This is a genomic window from Streptomyces sp. CNB091, from assembly GCF_000377965.1.
Window position 1 is genome coordinate 153,845 of sequence record NZ_KB898999.1, and the last position, 16,061, is coordinate 169,905.

General features: G+C 70.8%; 15 protein-coding genes. 9 read left to right on the forward strand and 6 right to left on the reverse strand.

Going from position 1 to position 16,061, the window contains the following annotated elements:
- The first annotated feature begins 253 nt into the window (after positions 1–253).
- Positions 254–1,297: a LacI family DNA-binding transcriptional regulator gene (locus D581_RS0118855; RefSeq protein WP_018958772.1), complete on the forward strand. Its 1,044-nt coding sequence runs from the start codon at positions 254–256 to the stop codon at positions 1,295–1,297.
- Between the two features lie 234 nt (positions 1,298–1,531).
- Here the strand turns inward: D581_RS0118855 and D581_RS0118860 are convergent, their stop codons facing one another.
- Positions 1,532–4,348, reverse strand: coding sequence for a glycosyl hydrolase (locus D581_RS0118860; protein ID WP_018958773.1), 2,817 nt, complete (start codon positions 4,346–4,348; stop codon positions 1,532–1,534).
- Positions 4,349–4,582: 234 nt separating this feature from the next.
- Here D581_RS0118860 and D581_RS0118865 point away from each other — a divergent pair, with 234 nt between their 5' ends.
- The 5 genes from D581_RS0118865 to D581_RS0118885 all read left to right on the forward strand — a co-directional run bounded on the left by D581_RS0118865 (position 4,583) and on the right by D581_RS0118885 (position 11,265).
- Positions 4,583–5,887 carry an extracellular solute-binding protein gene (locus D581_RS0118865; protein ID WP_018958774.1) on the forward strand — a complete coding sequence of 435 codons (1,305 nt, stop codon included), beginning with the start codon at positions 4,583–4,585 and terminating at the stop codon, positions 5,885–5,887.
- A gap of 336 nt (positions 5,888–6,223) precedes the next feature.
- Positions 6,224–7,201: a carbohydrate ABC transporter permease gene (locus D581_RS0118870; RefSeq protein WP_018958775.1), complete on the forward strand. Its 978-nt coding sequence runs from the start codon at positions 6,224–6,226 to the stop codon at positions 7,199–7,201.
- Positions 7,198–8,109: a carbohydrate ABC transporter permease gene (locus D581_RS0118875; RefSeq protein WP_018958776.1), complete on the forward strand. Its 912-nt coding sequence runs from the start codon at positions 7,198–7,200 to the stop codon at positions 8,107–8,109. Before D581_RS0118870 ends, D581_RS0118875 begins: the two co-directional genes overlap by 4 nt.
- A 188-nt stretch (positions 8,110–8,297) precedes the next feature.
- Positions 8,298–9,722, forward strand: coding sequence for a GH1 family beta-glucosidase (locus D581_RS0118880; RefSeq protein ID WP_018958777.1), 1,425 nt, complete (start codon positions 8,298–8,300; stop codon positions 9,720–9,722).
- Positions 9,723–10,668: 946 nt separating this feature from the next.
- Positions 10,669–11,265: a hypothetical protein gene (locus D581_RS0118885; protein ID WP_018958778.1), complete on the forward strand. Its 597-nt coding sequence runs from the start codon at positions 10,669–10,671 to the stop codon at positions 11,263–11,265.
- A 51-nt stretch (positions 11,266–11,316) separates the two neighbouring features.
- Here D581_RS0118885 and D581_RS0118890 read toward each other — a convergent pair whose 3' ends face one another.
- The 5 genes from D581_RS0118890 to D581_RS0118910 all read right to left on the reverse strand — a co-directional run bounded on the left by D581_RS0118890 (position 11,317) and on the right by D581_RS0118910 (position 14,529).
- A complete protein-coding gene (locus D581_RS0118890; RefSeq protein ID WP_026290669.1) occupies positions 11,317–12,780 on the reverse strand; it encodes an MFS transporter in 1,464 nt (487 codons plus the stop codon).
- 178 nt (positions 12,781–12,958) lie between these two features.
- Positions 12,959–13,378, reverse strand: a complete 420-nt coding sequence (locus tag D581_RS0118895) for a hypothetical protein (protein ID WP_026290670.1) — start codon at positions 13,376–13,378, stop codon at positions 12,959–12,961.
- Between the two features lie 14 nt (positions 13,379–13,392).
- On the reverse strand, positions 13,393–13,767 hold the full coding sequence (locus D581_RS0118900) for a hypothetical protein (RefSeq protein WP_018958781.1): 375 nt from the start codon (positions 13,765–13,767) through the stop codon (positions 13,393–13,395).
- Positions 13,768–13,790: 23 nt separating this feature from the next.
- Positions 13,791–14,207, reverse strand: coding sequence for a hypothetical protein (locus D581_RS0118905; RefSeq protein WP_018958782.1), 417 nt, complete (start codon positions 14,205–14,207; stop codon positions 13,791–13,793).
- A gap of 52 nt (positions 14,208–14,259) precedes the next feature.
- Entirely contained in the window at positions 14,260–14,529 is a 270-nt protein-coding gene (locus D581_RS0118910) for a hypothetical protein (RefSeq protein ID WP_026290671.1), read from the reverse strand.
- Positions 14,530–14,635: 106 nt separating this feature from the next.
- On the opposite strand from D581_RS0118910, the gene D581_RS0118915 reads away from it, so the two are divergent.
- The 3 genes from D581_RS0118915 (at position 14,636) to D581_RS0118925 (ending at position 15,958) form a co-directional block, all read left to right on the forward strand.
- Complete coding sequence (locus tag D581_RS0118915) at positions 14,636–15,475, forward strand: Scr1 family TA system antitoxin-like transcriptional regulator (protein WP_018958784.1); 840 nt, start codon at positions 14,636–14,638, stop codon at positions 15,473–15,475.
- Positions 15,472–15,681 (forward strand): DUF397 domain-containing protein, encoded by a 210-nt coding sequence (locus D581_RS0118920; RefSeq protein WP_026290672.1) that lies wholly within the window; start codon positions 15,472–15,474, stop codon positions 15,679–15,681. Before D581_RS0118915 ends, D581_RS0118920 begins: the two co-directional genes overlap by 4 nt.
- A 67-nt stretch (positions 15,682–15,748) precedes the next feature.
- The gene (locus tag D581_RS0118925; RefSeq protein WP_018958786.1) at positions 15,749–15,958 is read left to right on the forward strand and encodes a DUF397 domain-containing protein; all 210 of its coding nucleotides are present in this window, start codon (positions 15,749–15,751) and stop codon (positions 15,956–15,958) included.
- Positions 15,959–16,061: the final 103 nt, after the last annotated feature.

Here is a 16,061-nt window from a genome sequence, read left to right on the forward strand (position 1 = left end):
AGTGATGGTCATGCATACCCAGCGTGTCCAACGCGCAGTTGGCCCGGAAGAGGCGCAGTTCGGGCAACCGCTTTCCCACTACCGACGGTTACCCCCACACACCCCGTTTGGGAGCGCTCTCAGCGCTGTCGGCGCCCGGCGCTAGGCTGTAGACGATCCGGCGGCGACACCGAGCACGCGCACAGCACCCCGCGCACGCACCCCCACGCACCAGCCCGCGTATCGCCGCCCCCGTCGACGAGGAGCGATCGCCTTGCCCGAGCAGTCCCCCGGGTCCCGGCCCACCCTGGAAGCCGTCGCGACACGTGCGGGGGTGTCGCGGGCCACCGCCTCGCGGGTCGTCAACGGGGGCGACGGAGTCCGCAAGCCGCTCGTGGACAAGGTACTCAAGGCGGTCGACGAGCTGGGCTACATCCCGAACCACGCGGCCAGGACCCTGGTGACCCGGCGGACGGGAGCGGTGGCCGTCGTCATCTCGGAGCCGGAGATACGGATCTTCTCCGACCCCTTCTTCTCCCAGCAGATCAGGGGCATCAGCAAGGAGCTGGCCGCCCACGACACCCAGCTGGTCCTGCTGCTGGTGGAGGGGCCCGGAGACTTCGAGCGGATCGCCCGCTATCTGTCCGGCGGGCACGTCGACGGGGCGCTCGCGTTCTCGCTGCACACCGACGACCCGCTGCCCGCGATCACCCGGCGGGCGGGGATTCCCACGGTGTACGGGGGCCGGCCCAGCTGGACCGCCGATCCCGGGGACCAGGCCGTCTCGTATGTGGACGCGGACAACCGGGGCGGCGCGCGGGTGGCCGTGCGGTATCTGAAGGACCTCGGGCGGGAGCGGATCGCGCACATCGGCGGACCGCCCGACCAGACCTCGGCGATGGACCGCCTCGACGGCTACCGGGACGTCCTGCCGGACGTGGACCCGACGCTCGTCGCCGAGGGCGCGTTCACCGTGGAGAGCGGGGCGCGGGCGATGGCGGAGCTGCTGGAGCGGCGGCCCGACCTGGACGCGGTGTTCGCCGCCAACGACCTGATGGCGTCGGGTGCGTTGCGTGTGCTGCGGGAGCGCGGCGTGGCCGTGCCGGAGCAGGTGGCGATCGTCGGGTTCGACGACATGGACTCGGTGGCCGGGACCACCGATCCGCCGCTGACCACGGTCAGCCAGGACATCGAGGGGCAGGGCCGGCTGATGGCCCGCCTGCTGCTGCGCGGCCTGGGCCGGGACCGTACGGGCGGCGGACCGGCGCCCGACTCGGTGATCACCCCGACGACACTGGTGCGCCGGGCCTCGGCCTGACCGCAACGCGCGCGGAAGCGCGGAAGTACGGAAGTGCGGCGGGCCTCCGCCCTGAGGAGCCGAAGACCCGCCGCACGAATCGTGCCCGTACCGTCACGCCTTACACGTACAGATCCCGCCACTTATCCGGTTATCCGGTTATCGGGATGAGTCCGCGCGACCCGCACATACGGGTCGGCGCGACCCACACGTACGGGATTGCGCGCGACCCACACGTACGGGATCCCGCGCGGCCTACACGTACGGGATCTTCAGGACAGCCGCGTCCGTGCCGGTCTGCACCTGGGACGTGCCGCTGCCGAGCGCGTTCCAGATCTCCAGGCGGACCGTGCCGTTCCTCAGCTCGCCCAGGTTCCCGGTGACAGCCCTCGCACCGACCGCCTGCGTGTACTCCTCCCACCCGTTGACCGGGTCGGTCGCGAAGTAGCGGAAGGTCTCGGCCCGGTCGAACCTGCCGTCGCCGGTGAGGTCGTAGCTGACCCGGACCTGCGGGGCGAGCCCGACCTTCGTGCCCGCGTCGACCCGGAGGCGGAACTCGGTGGCCGCGCCGGGGGCGACCTTGCCGTTGACCTTCTTCACCTCGTAGACGGTCGGCCGGTACGGGGTGCCGTCCCGGTTGACGCCGTCGGCCGAGGCGATGGCGTCCGCGCCCGCCGGGTCGTTGGTGGCGGTGGTGAGGACGCCGCCGGACTTGAGGCGGAAGGTGTTGCCGGTCGGCGGCTCCGGGTCCGGGTCGGGGCCGGGGCCGGGGTCGCCGCCGGGGCCCGTGCTCGTGGCCGTCGAACGAGCGGGCACGGCGAGGGTCTTGCCGTCGGAGAAGGTGACCGTACGGGCGGTGGAGCCGTGGTTGTGCGCGGTGTAGGTGCGGACGCCGTCCTTCGAGAAGACGGCGGAGGTGGGCAGGTCGCCACTGACCGTCATGTCGGGTGCGCCGACCGTGTTCAGGGTGTTGATCCAGTGGTAGGTGTGCGCCTTGGACTCACCCTGCTCCGGCCCGTAGTTCCCGTTCGCCGCGTCCCACTTGGCCTTCGCGGCCGCCGGGTCCGCCAGCGACTCGAACTCCCAGAGCAGGTCGCGCCACTCCTGTGCGGGACCGCCGTTCTCGCGCTCCATCTCGGCGATGTTCCGCTTGATGGCCGCCTTCTCGCGGGCCAGGTGGAGTGAACCGCCGGTAACCGGCAGGACGTTGATGCCGTGGATCTCCTCCGGGTTGGCGGTCCACCAGGTGGAGTACGCGCCGCCGCTGCCCCAGACCATGCCGACCGTGTCGTGGCCGAAGGAGGCGGGGAAGACCTGCTGGTCGGCGTCGAACCAGTACTGGGTGATCGCCTCGGACTCGGTGGTCAGCAGGTAGCTGCCGAGGTCCCGGAGGTTGGTGTCGCCGGTGGCCGAGCCGTAGAGGATGAGTCCCGCGCTGAGGTTGATGGACTCGGAGGAGGACTCCTGGTTGTTGCCCGCCGCGAAGCCCTGGTGCCCGGAGGCCCAGCTGTGGCCCGCGTACACGTCGAAGCCGCGCAGGAACGGGTAGGCGGAGTCGGTGCGGCTGGCGTTGGCGGTGTCGCGGATCAGGTGCTTGATCATCGTGCCCCAGGCGGAGTCGGCGACCCAGGCCTGGTCGTACTGGGCGATGATCCCCGCCGCGTAGACGTAGTAGCTGTAGTGGAAGTGGTGGTCGTTGAGCTCGGTGTCGCTGCCGTACGAGGCCGGGTAGCCGGTGAGGGTCTTCCAGTCCTTGTCGTAGCTGAACTCACTGGCCCCGCCCGCCGTGAACCACTCCTGGAGCCGGCCCTTCATCAGGCCGAGGAGCTTGTCGCGGATGGCGGTCTGGCCGATCTGGTCGGCGACGGGCACCAGTTGGGCGAGGCGGCCGAGCGCCTTGCCGGTCCAGTAGGTGTCGGCGGCCCCCGAGAACGGGTCGGAGGCGTTCGCGACCTCGTTGAGATAGCCGATGAGCCGGGCCTTGTCGACGCCGCTGGAGGCGGGCAGCGCGGGCACGACGCCGTTGCTCTTCTGGCTGGTGGTGAAGGAGGCGGACTCGCGCACCTTCATCGTGCCGCGCGGTGACACGTACGTGTAAGGGGTCAGCGCATCGGTGGTGTGCAGCCACTGGTGGCGGTAGAGCGCCTGGAGCGTGCCGCGCTCGGTGCCCTCCTTGGCCTCGGTCGTCAGGCTGTAGGTCGCCCGCACGTTGCCGCCGGTGGACTGCCAGGCCACCTGGGAGCCGGTGACGAAGCTGAAGGCGTACTTCTTGTAGGTCGCGAGCGCGTCCGTGGAGGGCAGCACGGCGAGCGAGAAGTAGTCCTTCCCGCCGAGACCCGCCGTGATCGCGGTGCCGGAGACGTTCCAGTCGCTGCCGGTCGGGGCGAAGAGGGCGTAGTGGTGTCCGGCGACGGTGATGCCGAGGACGTTGCCCTGGTCGGAGAAGACGGTGGGCGTGGAGGCGGTGGTGATGCGCGCGTCGCCGCCGGAGCCCTTGGCGTACACGAAGGGCATGCCGTGGCCGATGGTGGCCCGGAAGGTGCGGGAGCCGTCGGCCCAGTAGGGCGTGACCGTCCAGTCGGACCAGGCGTCGGCCTTGGTGTCGGGTGAGTTCAGGCCGCTGAGGCCGACGGTGAGGTCGGCCTTGTGGGCGTACTCGTACTGGCGGCCGTCGCCGACGACCGCCGGCGTGGTCGGATAACCGACCTCCAGGCCGGAGGCCTTGGCCTGGTAGGTGAGGGGGTGGCCGTACATGGGGGTGCTGTACGGGTTGTCGCCGTAGCGCTGGTAGGCGAGCGAGGACCACCAGTCGTTGGTCGGGACCGGCTTGTCCCGTGCGGCGGCGGTGACCTTGGGGGTGACGGGCGCACCGGTGTTGGTGGTCGGGCCGGAGGTACCGGCGGGGCGGGAGTCGGAGTAGCTGCCGGCGCCGGCGGGGATGGTGGCGGCGGCAGCGGGCGATGCGGCGGGACCCAGGCCCACGGCGGCCACGGCGATGGCGAGGAGCGTCGCCGCGGCGGGTCTGGAGGCCAGTCTGGAGGGGGAGGTTCGCACGAGCAGCACCTCGATCATGGGGGGGGGAGAGCACTTCCGAGAGCGCTCTCAAGTGCCAAGGAACGTAAAACTCCTGAAACGTAGGTGTCAATAGATCGCGCACAGACGGCAATTGGAAGGGCGTCGAGTGCGACCCCAAGCTGTTATGCGTTCGAGTCTTGACGGGGCGGGGGCGGTGGGGGACGCTCCAGACGCAGGTTTGAGAGCGCTCTCAAAGCGCTCGGTTCATCCCGAAGCCAAGGGAGGCTTCCCATGCCCATCGCCCGAGCCGCCAAGAGAGCCACCGCCCGCCTCGGCGCGGTCGTCCTCGCCGGGGCGCTCCTCGCCGCCTGTGGATCCAGCGACTCGTCGGACTCCTCCGACGGCGCGGGCGGAAAGGTCACGCTCAACGTCGACCTCTTCGGGTCGTTCGGCTTCAAGGAGGCCGGGCTGTACGAGGAGTACCAGAAGCTCAACCCGGACATCACGATCAAGCAGAGCGACACCCAGGACGAGGCGGACTACTGGAAGTCGCTCCAGACCCGGCTGGCGGGCGGCGGCGGTCTCGCCGACGTGCAGGGCGTCGAGGTGGGCCGTATCGCCTCGGTCACCCAGCAGCAGTCCGACAAGTTCCAGGACCTGAAGGAGTTCGGGGCCGACAAGCTCAAGGGCGAGTTCGCCGAGGCCAAGTGGTCGGCGGCGACGACCGAGGACGGCAAGATCCTCGGCCTCGGCACGGACGTCGGCCCCGAGGCGATGTGCTACCGCACCGACCTCTTCGAGCAGGCCGGGCTGCCCACGGACCGCGAGGAGCTCGCAGCGAAGTGGGCCACGTGGGACGGCTACCTGGAGCTGGGCAAGCAGTACAAGAAGAAGGCCCCCGCCAAGAGCGCCTGGCTGGACAGCGTCGGCTCGCTCTACGGGATCATGATCGGCCAGGAGAAGGAGCGGTACTACGACGCCTCCGGCGAGCTGATCTACGAGAAGAACCCGGCGGTCAAGGAAGCCTGGGACACCTCCGTGGCGGCGGCCGAGGCGGGCCTGAGCGCCAAGCTGGACCAGTGGTCCCCGCAGTGGAACCAGGCGTTCGCGGCCGGTTCGTTCGCGACGATCCCGTGCCCGGCCTGGATGCTCGGCTACGTCAAGGGCCAGGCCGGCGACGCGGGCAAGGGCAAGTGGGACATCGCCAAGCTCCCCGGCGGCGCGGGCAACTGGGGCGGCTCGTACCTCTCCATCCCGCGTGCGGCCAAGCACAAGAAGGAGGCGTACCAGCTGATCGAGTGGCTGACCGCCCCCGAGCAGCAGGCGAAGGTCTTCCAGAAGCAGGGCAACTTCCCGTCCTCTACGGGCGCCATCGAGACGATCGCGGGCGCGAAGGACGAGTACTTCTCGAACGCCCCGATCGGCCAGATCTTCGGTGAGGCGGCCAAGGAGTCCCCGGTCCAGGTGCTGGGCGTGCACGACCAGAACGTGATGCAGCAGATCACGAACGCGCTGAGCGAGGTCGAGCGCAAGGGGGTGTCGTCGGACAAGGCGTGGCAGACGGCGAAGAAGGGCGTGAACAACGTGATCGGCTGACGCCGCTCACCGCCCCACTGCCCACTACCCCACCGCCCCACCGCCCCACCGCCCCACCGCCTCACCCCCGTCGGTCAGGGGGCGGCCCGTCCACCCGCGCGCACGGCGGACGGGCCGGCCCCACCCCCGCCGCACACGGCGGCGGACAGGCCGGCCCCACCCCCGCCGCACACGGCGGAGACCGGCCCACCGGACTCGGACTCTCCGGACTCGGACTCTCCGGACTCGGACTCTCCCCGCCCGCGCACGGCGGCTGGGCCGGCCCCACACCCGTACGTCTCTCTCCTCCGCCTCCCCTCCGCCCCCAGCCCGCTCCCGATCCCGAAGGGCCGCTCCGTGTCCCTCACCGCCACCGCGAAGGCCGGGCCCCGCCCGTCCGGAACCGGGCCCGGCCCCGACGACGGCCGGGCCGCCGCCCTCCGGCGCACCTGGCGCAAGGCCTCCCCGTACGCCTACATCGCCCCCTTCTTCACTCTCTTCCTGGCCTTCGGACTCTTCCCGCTCCTCTACACGGCGTTCGTCTCGCTCTACCGGGTCGAGCTCCAGACGAGCGGCGAGATGGAGTGGCGGGGCATCGCCAACTACACGGCGCTGTTCACCGACGAGTACTTCTGGATCTCGCTGCGCAACACGTTCACGATCGGCGTGCTGTCCACGGTCCCGCAGCTCGCGATGGCACTCGGCCTCGCGCACCTGCTCAACTACAAGCTGCGCGGCCGGACCTTCATCCGGACGGCGATCCTGCTCCCGTACGCGACATCGGTGGCGGCTGCCACGCTCGTCTTCGCGCAGCTCTTCGGCCGCGACTTCGGGCTGATCAACTACGTGATCGGGCTGGTCGGCTTCGATCCGGTGGACTGGCAGACGGGCACGGTCGCCTCGCAGATCGCGGTCTCCACCATCGTGATCTGGCGCTGGACCGGGTACAACGCGCTGATCTACCTGGCGGGCATGCAGTCGATCCCGCACGAGCTGTACGAGGCGGCGGAGATGGACGGGGCGTCGCGCTGGCGGCAGTTCATCCACGTCACGCTGCCCGGTCTCCGTCCCACGATCGTCTTCACGGTGATCATCTCGACGATCGGCGCGACCCAGCTCTTCGGCGAGCCGCTGCTGTTCGAAGGATCGATCTCCGGCGGCATCTCGCACCAGTACCAGACCCTCGGCCTGTACATGTACGAGCAGGGCTGGGGCTTCTTCCACCTGGGCCGGGCCGCGGCCATCGCCTGGGTGATGTTCGTCCTGATCGTGGTGCTCGTCGGGGCCAACGCCCTGCTCGTACGCCGCCGCGCACGCAAGGAGGCCGGCCGATGACCGCGCTCGCCGCACCGCCGACCGCGCCCGGGAAGGGCCGCCCGCCGCAGGACCCGCCGCGCAAGCGGATACGTAAAGAAGGCGCGGGCCGGACGATGAAGGGCGGCTGGCTCTCCTACCTCATCCTCGGCTTCGCGCTGCTGATCTCCGCGTTCCCGTTCTACTGGACGATCGTCGCGGCCAGCCGGTCCAACGCGGACCTGGCGCAGGTGCCGCCGAGCCTGCTGCCCGGACCGAACCTCATCAAGAACTTCGACGCGGTCCTCGAAGAGGCCGACATCGGCAAGGCCCTGCTCAACTCGCTGATCGTGTCCGGCTCGATCACGATCGGCACGGTCCTGTGCTGCACGCTGGCCGGATTCGCCTTCGCCAAGCTGAGGTTCCGGGGCCGGGGCGCGCTGTTGACGCTGACGATCGGGACGATGATGATCCCGCCGCAGCTCGGTGTGATCCCGCTCTTCATGCTGATCGCCGAGCTCCAGTGGGTGAACCAGCTCCAGGCGGTGATCCTGCCGGGCCTGGTCTCGGCGTTCGGGGTGTTCTTCATGCGCCAGTACCTGGTGCAGTCGCTGCCGGACGAGCTGATCGAGGCGGCCCGGGTGGACGGGGCGTCGACGGCCCGGATCTTCTGGTCGATCGTGATCCCGATCGCGCGGCCGGGGATGGCGGTGCTCGGGATGCTCACGTTCATGACGGCGTGGAACGACTTCTTCTGGCCGATCATCGCGCTGTCCTCGCAGGAGCCGACCGTGCAGGTCGCGTTGCGTCAGCTCGGCGGCGGATACGTCAACGACCAGTCGGTGATCATGGCCGGCACGCTGCTGGGCACGCTGCCCGTGCTGCTGGTCTTCGGCCTGCTGGGCCGACAGATCGTCGGCGGCATCATGCAGGGCGCGGTCAAGGGCTGACGCCGCACGCCACCCCGCCCCGCAGGGCCGCCCTCCCTGCGAGGCCGCGCCCGCCCTGCGGCGCCGACCGCCCTGCGGGACCGACCGCCCTGCGGGACCGCCCGCCCGGCCGGACCGACCGCCCTCCCTGCGGGCCCCGCCCCTCCTGCGGGCCCCCGCCCCCTCCCTCACCTCTGGAGTGTCAGTCCATGACCGCTGTCGATGCCCGTCCGGCGAACTCCGCGGGTCCCCGCCCCGACACCACGGCGGAACTCCGCTTCCCCACCGCGTTCCGCTGGGGGACCGCCACCGCCGCCTACCAGATCGAGGGCGGAGCCACCGAGGGCGGCCGTACGCCGTCCATCTGGGACACCTTCAGCCGGACGCCCGGCAAGGTGCGCAACGGCGACACCGGTGACATCGCCGCCGACCACCTGCACCGGATGCCGGACGACGTACGCCTGATGAAGGAACTGGGCGTCACCGACTACCGGTTCTCCGTCTCCTGGTCCCGGGTCCAGCCGACCGGCCGGGGCCCGGCCGTGGAGCGCGGCCTGGACTTCTACCGCCGTCTGGTGGACGAGCTGCTGGCGGCCGGGATCAGACCGGTCGCCACGCTCTACCACTGGGACCTGCCGCAGGAGCTGGAGGACGCGGGCGGCTGGCCGGAGCGGGACACGGCGCACCGGTTCGCGGAGTACGCGGGCCTGGTGGCCGGGGCGCTGGGCGACCGGGTGCCTACCTGGACGACGCTCAACGAGCCCTGGTGCGCGGCGTTCCTCGGGTACGGGGAGGGGGTCCACGCCCCCGGCCGGACCAGTGACCTCGCGGCCCTGCGCGCCGCCCACCACCTGAACCTGGCACACGGCGCGGGCGCCCGCGTCCTGCGCGACCTCCTGCCGGACACCGCCGAGATCTCCCTCACGCTGAACCTCCACGCGCTGCGCCCGCTGACGGACACGGAGGCGGACCGGGACGCGGTGCGCCGGATCGACGCGGTGGCGAACCGGATCTTCCTGGACCCGGTCTTCCACGGCCGGCTGCCGCGGGACCTGGTCGAGGACACGGCGGAGGTGACGGACTGGTCGTTCGTCCGGGACGGCGACCTGGAGGTGACGTCGACGCCGATCGACTCGCTGGGCATCAACTACTACTCCCCCAGCGTGGTTTCGGCAGGCGCTTCGGCCTCCCCGTCGCCGTGGGCGGGCGCGGAACAGCACGTGGCGTTCACCCCGGCGGCCGGCCCGCGCACCGCGATGGACTGGCCGGTCGACGCGAACGGCCTGTACGAGCTGCTGACCCGCCTCCGCGACGAACTCCCGTCCGTGCCGTTGCTGGTGACGGAGAACGGGGCGGCGTACGACGACTACGCCGACCCGGAGGGCGCGGTCCACGACCCGGAGCGGGTGGCGTATCTGGACGCCCACCTGACGGCGGTGCACCGGGCGATCGCGGACGGGGTGGACGTGCGCGGGTACTTCCTGTGGTCGCTGCTGGACAACTTCGAGTGGGCGTACGGCTACAGCAAGCGGTTCGGCATCGTGCACGTGGACTTCGCGTCCCAGCGCCGTACGGCGAAGGACAGCGCGCGGTGGTACGCGGAGGTGATCGCGCGGGGCGGCCTGGAGCGCTGAACCGGGGGCGGGGCGGGGCGGGTCGGGGCGGGTCGGCCGACGACCGCCTGCCGCCTGCCGCCTCCCGGTCACAGATTCACGGGTTCACGGGTTACGGGCCCGGGTTACGGGTTACGCAGGGGCTCGGGGCGGCATGCGCTCCGGGCCCCGGCGCATGTCCGGGGGCGGCTCGGGGGGCGCCCGGGAGCTGGGGGCGGGTGCCCGGCCGCAGAGTACGGGCGATGAGAGTTTTCTCCTGGAATCGGCCGGACCACTTTCGGCCGGATGAATCACCGGTGAAGTCCCCCGCACCGGCGGGTAGCCGGTGCGGGGGGCGGCGGAGCACCCGCGTGGCCCGAAGCGGCCCTGGGAGTACGGCCCGACCGACGCTCCCGGAACACCGACGGGACCCGAAGTCGGGAGAACGGGGCTGCTCAGCCGAGGGGTGGGCCGGAGCCCGTCCGGGCCGGTGAGCCGGGTGGCGGCCCCATGGGCACGGCCGGCCCGATCGCCTGCGCGGCCGATCTGCGGGCGCCGTGCGCGCCGTCGCTCAACGCCCTTTGCCCCGATGCAACTTGGCGCGAATCCGTCGCCTCCGACAGAGGCCGCTCCATAAGCCTCTTGACCTGCGGACCCCCATCCGTATGGTCTAGACCAAGCAGAGAGAGGCAGTCGGCGGTGGTGATCACGCGCCGCCCCTGCCTCGCCCACGTACCAGGCCAGGCGCATTCGAGCTCACCTCCCGAATCCTCCAGATCCTCCAGATCCCCCAGATCCTCCAGATCCTTCAGATCCCCCAGCCGAGGAGAAGAACAACCCCAGGGCGCCAGCGAGAGGCCCGTCACCCCGTGCGCCGAAGCGACAAGAGCCGACGCTTCCCGCAGAGACACCCCACAGGCGCCCGCGCACCCGCGTGGACCGCCCATGCACGCTTTCCCACCCCCACGGACACAGCGGGAGATCGCACATGAGGAGCCACACCGCCGAGCCGAGCCTTCCCCCGCCCGGCAGCGCACCTGAACCCCCGTCCCACCCACGCGGCTTCGGCCGCGAACGTCCGGCGACAGCCGACGCCCGAGCAGCCCTTCAACGGCTGGCCGACCACGTCAACGTGCGCGCCGTCGCCCTGCTGAGGGTGACCGTCGGGATCGTCTTCCTCGGCTTCGGCGTGCTGAAGCTGTTCCCCTCGGCCAGCCCCGCCGAGCAACTGGCCGTCGACGCGGCCACGAAGATGACCCTGGGCCTCGTACCGGAGACGGTGCTGCTGCTCTCCCTCGCGGCGCTGGAAACGGCCATCGGGATCGGTCTGATCGCGGGAGGCCGCCTGCTGCGCCCCACCCTCGTCGCGTTCTTCCTCCACATGGGCGGCGTGTTCTCGACCCTCGTCCTCCTGCCCGACGCGATGTGGCAGTCCCACTCCCCCGCGCCGACCATGGAAGGTCAGTACGTCGTCAAGAACGTGGTCCTGGTGGCCGTGTGCCTGGTCGTGGCCGCCGACGCGTGGGGAAGCGGGTCCAGGGCGTCACGGCGCCCGGACGGTACCGACCGAACACCGCACGAATGAAGAAAGCCCGGCCCCCGGTCCGCTCCCGGAACAAGGACGGCGATCAGGCGATCAGCCGACGTGGACCGGCACCTCGGCGAGCTGCTGCGGGGTGACCGAGGGGCGCGGCCCGCGGAGCATGGTCGCGGCGACGACCGCCGCGACCACCAGGGTGACGGCCGTGGCGAGGAACACCGCGGAATAGCCCTCGGTGAGGGCGATCGCCTGGCCCTGGCCGGCCGCGGCGGACCGTTCGACGGCGCCGAGGTAGATCGTGGTGAACACCGAGAGGCCCACGCAGCCACCGATCTGCATGGCGGAGTTGACCAGGGCCGATGCCGCGCCGGCGTCGTGGTGACCGACGCCGGCGAGCGCGACGTTCTGCACCGGGATGATCACGAACGCGATGCCGATGCCCACGACCACGAGGCCGCCGAACACCTCCGTCCAGTAGCTCCCGTCGGCCGTGACGAAGGTCAGCCACACCATCCCGGCCGCGGCGATCAACGGCCCACCGGTCATCAGGACACGCGGCCCCCGGGTGGGCAGCAGCCTGGCGGCCACGGGTGCGGTGATCATGGTCGCGAAGGTCATCGCGAGGCTCGCGAGTCCGGCGAGCAGCGGGGAGAGCCCGAGCACGATCTGGAGGTGGAACATCAGGTAGAGGGTCATCCCGATGTAGACGGCGCCGATGGCCGCCTGGATGAGGAAGGCTCCGGCGCGGGCGCGGTCACGCACGACGCGCAGCGGCAGCAGCGGCTGCGCGACGCGGGACTCGATCCACACGAACACCGCCAGCAGGACCAGGCCGGCGGCGAGGAAGCCGATGGTGTCCGGCTCGGTCCATCCGGACTCGGCCAGGGTGAACCCGTAGACGAGGGCGGCCAGGCCGAGGGTGACGGCGAGGGTGCCCCAGATGTCGTACCGGTTGTCGCCCTCGACCCGGCTCTCGGAGACGAACAGCAGAGCGCCGATCAGGCCGACGACGGCGAAGACGATGTTGACCAGCAGGCACCACCGCCAGTCGGCGTACTCGGTCAGGACGCCGCCCAGGGCCAGGCCCACCGCGGCGCCGGTGCCGGCGACGGTGCCGAAGACCGCGAACGCCGTTCCGCGCTCGCGCCCGGCCGGGAACGTGACCGTCAGCAGAGCAAGCGCGGCGGGGGCCAGCAGCGCCGCGAAGGCGCCCTGGAGACCGCGCGCCGCGATCAGCTCGGTCCCACTCTGCGCGAGACCGCCCCACACGGAGGCGGCGCCGAACCCGAGCATCCCGACCATGTAGCTGCGCTTGCGCCCCCAGTAGTCGGCGACGCGTCCGCCGAGCAGCAGCAGGGCGCCGAACGCCAGGACGTACGCGGTGATGACCCACTGCCGCTCGGTGTCGCTCAGCTCCAGTTCGAGCTGGGCCTGGGGCAGGGCCACGTTGACGATGGTCGCGTCGAGCACGACCACCAGCTGTGTCAGCGCGATCACCGCGAGCGCCCACCATCGGCGGGGATCGGGTATGGAGGGCTGGGAAGGCAGGGGGACAGACATGAAGAAACCTCCGGGGTTCTGTCCAGATGAGCGCCGGAGGTTTCAAGCCTCGGACCGGACACCGCAAGGCGGGGTCCGACCACCTCGGCCACGGGGCCGAGCCCATCCATCCTAACCACCCGCCGGGGCCCGGTCCGCGCCGAAAGCGGCCGTGATCCGGCTCACAGGCCGGTACGGATCACGTCGTCCCGCCCCCGTCCCGGCAGTCGGGGAAGAGATGAGGATGCTGCGCGGCGAGGGTCCGGGTGATCGCCTCGTCGGTGGGGTCCGTGACGCCCCAGCTGTGCTCGGACCGATGCCCGGCGAACAGCTCGCACGACTCCTTCCGCGCATCGCGCACAGGGCACCACGGGAGCGAGTCCAAGCGCGTACGCTCCGCGCTCCACCGGACCCAGACGGCGCTTCCGGGTCGCCCGCCCTCGTCCCACAGCAGCGCCGCGTGGTCGCCGTCGTGGTCGCGGTCGGTCTCGTGGTCACCGTCGTGGTCCTCGCCCAGTTCGCAGAGCACGTGTCCGGGCTCCGGCCGGCGCCCGGGGGCGGACAAGGGGAGAAGGAAATCCGGGGGCTTCAGCAGGGCAACAGCGGTGCACTGGTTCACGGTTGAGGCCGTCCTCATGAGGTGTCGGACCCGTCGCCGGACAGGAGCCGTTCGGCGATCAGGTCGGCCAACGGGTCCGTCACGCTCCAGGAATGGGGCGCGGGGTGATGGTCGGGGAACGCGCACTGCCGTACGACGCCGGAACCGAGGTGGCGGAGGACGGCCGGGCACCACGGCACGGTGGCCACCCGGTGGGACCGGTCCGGGCCGGTACCGGTCCAGAAGAACCACAGAGCCGGAGCGCTGGACGGCTCGGCCGCCCGGAGGAAGGCGGCGTGCTCGGTGAAGGCGTCGTGCTCGCCCAGCTCGCAGAGGAGGAAGGAGGGCGGGACGGCGGTGTCCGAAACGTCACCGGGAGGAGCGTGGGTCACGGCGGTGCATTGCAGCACGTCGGCCTCTTCTGTCGGCGGGCCTAGAGATGATCGGTCAGAGAACCGCGCCACCCCGAGAGGGTCAGGCTCAGCCCGACAGCGGGGTCGACCACGGTGAACAGCAACGGAAAACCCGCTTCCAGGGCCCGTATCGCGTCGTCCTGGCGCTCACCGTCGGTCGCCCAGGCCCGCAACCCCTGGGGCGCGTCGGAGCCGTGGAAGAGGACGGGCCGCACATCAGGGGCCGACGACCCCGGCGGGCGGGGGTGCGTCGTGGGCCCGCGCCCGCGCCCGTGTCCGTAACCGGGCCCGTGTCCGTGTCCGTTGGCCAGGCCGAGCGCTTGCCCCCGCAGCCACAGGAGTGCCAACCGCCGGTTCCGTACGGTCACACCGCCGAGCGAGGCGAACCACTGCCCGTCCGTCAGGGTGACCTCGGCGGCATACCCCGTGCGCGTCATACGGCACGCTCGCCGGTGACCGCGAGCCGGACCCGTAACCGGGCGAGGACGCTCACAACACCTCACCCCGGCTCCGGGCGTTGGCCCGCGCGGTACGGGCCCGGAGCTGCTCTATGGGAAGCGCGGGGCGTACGTGGCGGGGCTCGACCTCCCACTCGATACCGCCGCCGATGGGGCGGAGGGACCAGTAGAGGCCGGCGAGGCCGCGGAACTCGCCCACGCGATTCCCGCGGCTGGTGTCCACCATGAGAGTGCCGGGGGCCGGGGGAACCGTGGGGCCAGGAGGTTCCGGGGTATTCGGACGCGTGTTCTCGCCGTACACCTATCGCTCCTCTCCGTAGCTGTTTGACTACCGGGGGGCCTCAGAGTGGCCTAGCGTGAAGAACCCTTCAACTAGCTGGAAAAGAAGGAAGGGGAGGGGCTTCAGCATGGTCAATCGCAAGGATCTGAACCCGGGCAGCAGCCCGCAGGCGGCCTACGGTGCCCGCATCCGGCGGTTCCGGGAGGCGCGGGGGTGGAGCCAGGAGGAACTGGCCCCCCGCATCGGGTACTCCAGTCAGCATGTCTCGGCCGTGGAAACTGTTCGCAAACCGCCAACCCTGCGCTTTTCGCGTAGGTCTGATCAGGCGTTCGGCACGACCGGCACGGCCGACTCGTTCGAGCGCGAGTGGGCCGAGCTGCGGAACGGCTCGCTGCTGGAGGGCTTCCCGGAGTACGTCGGGTACGAGGGCCGGGCGGTGGAGATCAGACTGTTCGAGGTCGGCCTGATCCCAGGGCTATTACAGACGCCGGAGTACGCGCGTGCCGTGGCGTACGGGGACGTGGAGCGCGGGTCCATCACCGCCGAACAGGCGGACGAGCGCGTTGCGTTCATGGCGGAGAGGCAGGCGGCACTGGTGCGGCCACGTCCGCCCATGGTGTTCGTCGTCATGGACGAGAGCTGCCTCTATCAAGCTGTCGGCGGCCCGGAGGTCATGGACGCACAGCTCCAACGACTGGAGGAGATGGCGGCGATGCCCAACTGGATCATCCAGGTGGCACCGTTCAGCCTGGGCGCGCGAAGGGCGTTCGACCTGCCGGTCTACCTGCTCACCCTTGCGGACCGGTCCATCGTCGCGTATGCCGAATCACAGGCGCAGGGCCACGTCGAGCGCGAAAGTTCGTTCGTCGTACCCATGCTCACGGCCTACCATCAACTCCAGGGCGAGGCGCTGTCGAAGGCGGCGTCTGTGGCCAAGATCAGCCAGTTGCGAAAGGGCACTCCGTGATGAGCGAATCCCCCCGTTGGTTCAAGTCCTCGTACAGCTCGAACGGCGGCGCCTGCGTCGAGGTCGCTGCCAACCTCGCCGCCTCGCGCGGCATCGTCCCGGTCCGCGACTCGAAAGACATCAGCGGCCCCGTACTGAGCTTCCCCGCCGACGCGTTCTCCACCTTCGTCGCCGGCGTACAGGCCGGAAGGCTCGACACCGTCTGACGGGACGAGCCGGCACCGCCCCACCGTGCCACGCACGGTGGGGCTTCCTGCTACGAAAGGGCACCTCATGACGACGGAATCCCCTCGTTGGTTCAAGTCCTCGTACAGTGACAACGGCGGCAACTGCATCGAGGTGGCCGCCAACCTCGCCACCACACACGCCATCGTCCCGGTCCGCGACTCCAAGGTCGCGGACGGCCCCGTGGTCACCGTCCCCGTCACCGCGTTCTCGGCCTTCGTCGAGGCCGTCCGGGGCGGAACGTTCGCCACGGTCTGACGAGCCGTCCCAGGACCACCGCCCCACCGTGCCACGCACCCGCACCCGCACGGTGGGGTTTCCTGATCGGCGGCCGCCCCCGCGCGTCCGGACCGGTGGACCC